We start from the raw sequence: 2,682 nt of genomic DNA, 5'->3' as shown, positions 1-2,682 counted from the left end.
TTTAATAAACTCCAAGTTTTTCGTATTGCATCCATGACTTCTTTGCTAAGTTCACTGAACGGCAGTGATTTAGATTTATTTAGCTTAAAATATAAGCATAAAAATCTAAAACCTTACAAAGATTGAGGCACACACTATCAACCATTGAAGTAATTTGCCATAAACAAGTCGCAAAAAATCGGATAATTCTCCGAAATACTCAAGGTATCAGTGTAAATATCTAATAAAATCCTAATGAATAGTGAGTTACACATAGGGATTTATTAAATAACAGCCTTTAGTGTTGATGTATCTGTGTTGATACTTTTTTTTAGCATCTTATGCTAGAACACCTTTGATAAGTTAACATTAATGCCACATTAAATCTAAGTGCACATCACATATCCCCTAAATAGACTGTACTATTTGTGAGGATTATCACTTTATACAAAACAGCATAATGCACTGCACCAAAACAGATGCAGAGCTGCACCAGTACAGAAAAAATAAGCCAAAGAATTTATATGCAACTCGAATGATTAATCATTTAATAAACACCCTATTTTTTATAAATGACTTTGTTGCACGCACAAAAAAACCGACGTTCAACGTCGGCTTTATTACCTAAGTCCTAACCTGAAATGCGTTATCACGTTAAGGACGAAACATTATGTGGGATAATTTACTTTTTCCAGCGCTCTGCAGCTTTGGTATCAGAATCGCGAGAATCAACCCAGCGAGTTGTTTCAGTGGTACGTTCTTTTTTCCAAAACGGCGCTTTGGTTTTGAGGAAGTCCATAACAAACTCGCACGCTTCGAAGGCAGCCCCTCGGTGCGCACTGGATACACCAACGTAAACAATCTGGTCACCGATATCTAGGTCACCAACACGGTGAATCACTCGCATCTTCTGAATAGGCCAGCGCGCTTCAGCTTGATCACAGATCTCGCTCAGCGACTTCTCTGTCATACCCGGATAGTGCTCTAGAGACAAACCAATCACGTTGTCGCCAAGGTTCATGTCGCGAACTTTACCAACAAACGTCACTACCGCTCCTGCAGCTGTGCCTTGAGCTAGATAATCGTATTCGTCACCCACAGAAAAATCTTCTGCCGTAACTAGTACTCTTGGATCAATAACTCGAGAGTCGTTCATGGCTAACCTCCAGTAACCGGTGGGAAGAAAGCCACTTCATCGCCGTCTTTCACTTCAGTTGTCAAAGGTACGATTGATTGGTTAAGCGCAGCCAGAAGTTTGCCCTCCTCCAATGCGATATCCCATTTGCCTTCTTGTGTTACAAGGTGGCTGCGAATCGCTTCAATAGTATTGAATTGTGCATCGACTTCTAGGCTATCGACACCGACAAGTTCACGAGTTTGAGCAAAGAACAGTACAGTAATCATGATTCCACCTTGAAGTGACCAGATTTACCACCCGTCTTCTCTAACAGGCGTACATTTTCGATAACAATGTCTTTTTGAACGGCTTTACACATATCGTAAATCGTTAGCGCAGCAACAGAAGCAGCCGTAAGCGCTTCCATCTCAACGCCCGTCTTACCCGCAAGTTTACAAACAGATTCAATGCGAACCTTGTTTTCAGACTCGATAGCTTCTAGCTGCACTTCGACTTTAGTTAGTAGTAGAGGGTGACACAGTGGAATCAAGTCCCACGTTTTCTTAGCCGCTTGGATGCCAGCAATACGTGCCGTCGCAAAAACATCACCCTTATGGTGGCTACCAGAAACAATCAGTTCTAGCGTTTCAGCTGACATTTGAACGAAAGCTTCCGCTCTCGCTTCGCGTACAGTTTCCGCTTTAGCCGATACATCGACCATGTTCGCTTCGCCAGACGCGTTAATGTGGGTAAATTGGCTCATGCTCAAACCACCTTATACAGAAAGATGTGGCATGAAGTTACAAGGACGGTGGCTAGCATCCATCTGTTGCTTGATGATCTTAGTCCAACCTGTACGGCACGCACCTGTAGAACCTGGCATCGCAAAGATAACCGTGTGGTTAGCAAAACCCGCGATTGCACGCGATTGAATCGTCGAAGTACCAATCTCTTCGTAAGACACTTGGCGGAATAGCTCACCAAAGCCTTCTACTTCTTTGTCGAACAGTGGCTTAAGTGCTTCTGGGGTGCTATCACGAGAAGTAAAACCCGTACCACCAGTGATCATGATCGCTTGGACGCTGTCATCAGCAATCCACTGAGATACGATCGCACGGATCTTGTACATGTCATCGATAACAATTTGCTTATCAACCACGTTGTGACCAGCTTTCTTAGCATGCTCAGCTAGGTAACCACCTGACGTGTCATTTTCTTCTGTACGAGTATCTGAAACCGTTAGTACTGCAATGTTCGCTGCTTGAAATTTGCTTTCTGCGTGACCCATTTGTTCACCTATATAAATTTTTCATTAGACTGATTCGCCCAGCTTAAAGAAGCTGAGCGATAAAATGCTTTAGAGTATATAGCGGGTTAACCGCCGATTGACGCCAAATTTGGAGTCATGCCGCTGTTGCCATCATGTAAGAAGTGACTAACGGACTTGGTTTGAAGCTGAGCCTGAATTCGATCAATGAGCTCTTGCTCTTGTTGATCTTCTTGAATCAGATCTCTCAGTTCAACACCGTGGTCGCCAAACAGACATAGGTGAAGTTTACCGGTCGCAGAAACACGCAGTCGGTTAC

Annotated in this window: 4 protein-coding genes and 1 pseudogene; all 5 read right to left on the bottom strand. The window is 43.3% G+C overall.

From position 1 onward, the window contains the following. Window positions 1–661: 661 nt before the first annotated feature. On the bottom strand, window positions 662–1,135 hold the full coding sequence (moaE, locus tag AB4653_RS14220; RefSeq protein WP_009848639.1) for a molybdopterin synthase catalytic subunit MoaE: 474 nt from the start codon (window positions 1,133–1,135) through the stop codon (window positions 662–664). Window positions 1,136–1,137: 2 nt separating this feature from the next. Beyond that, window positions 1,138–1,383 carry a molybdopterin synthase sulfur carrier subunit gene (moaD, locus tag AB4653_RS14215; protein ID WP_009848640.1) on the bottom strand — a complete coding sequence of 82 codons (246 nt, stop codon included), beginning with the start codon at window positions 1,381–1,383 and terminating at the stop codon, window positions 1,138–1,140. Then, a complete protein-coding gene (moaC, locus tag AB4653_RS14210) occupies window positions 1,380–1,859 on the bottom strand; it encodes a cyclic pyranopterin monophosphate synthase MoaC (RefSeq protein WP_004734026.1) in 480 nt (159 codons plus the stop codon). Before moaC ends, moaD begins: the two co-directional genes overlap by 4 nt. Before the next feature lie 12 nt (window positions 1,860–1,871). Beyond that, window positions 1,872–2,384 (bottom strand): molybdenum cofactor biosynthesis protein B, encoded by a 513-nt coding sequence (gene moaB / locus AB4653_RS14205; protein WP_009848641.1) that lies wholly within the window; start codon window positions 2,382–2,384, stop codon window positions 1,872–1,874. Between the two features lie 86 nt (window positions 2,385–2,470). Continuing rightward, a pseudogene (moaA, locus tag AB4653_RS14200) lies at window positions 2,471–2,682 on the bottom strand (GTP 3',8-cyclase MoaA); the annotation flags it as partial.

Source organism: Vibrio sp. 10N.222.48.A3 (genome assembly GCF_041475345.1).
Taxonomy (GTDB): Bacteria; Pseudomonadota; Gammaproteobacteria; order Enterobacterales; family Vibrionaceae; genus Vibrio; species Vibrio tasmaniensis_A.
The sequence above is the reverse complement of the archived record's forward strand: the minus strand, read 5'-3'. Positions and strand labels throughout refer to the sequence as shown.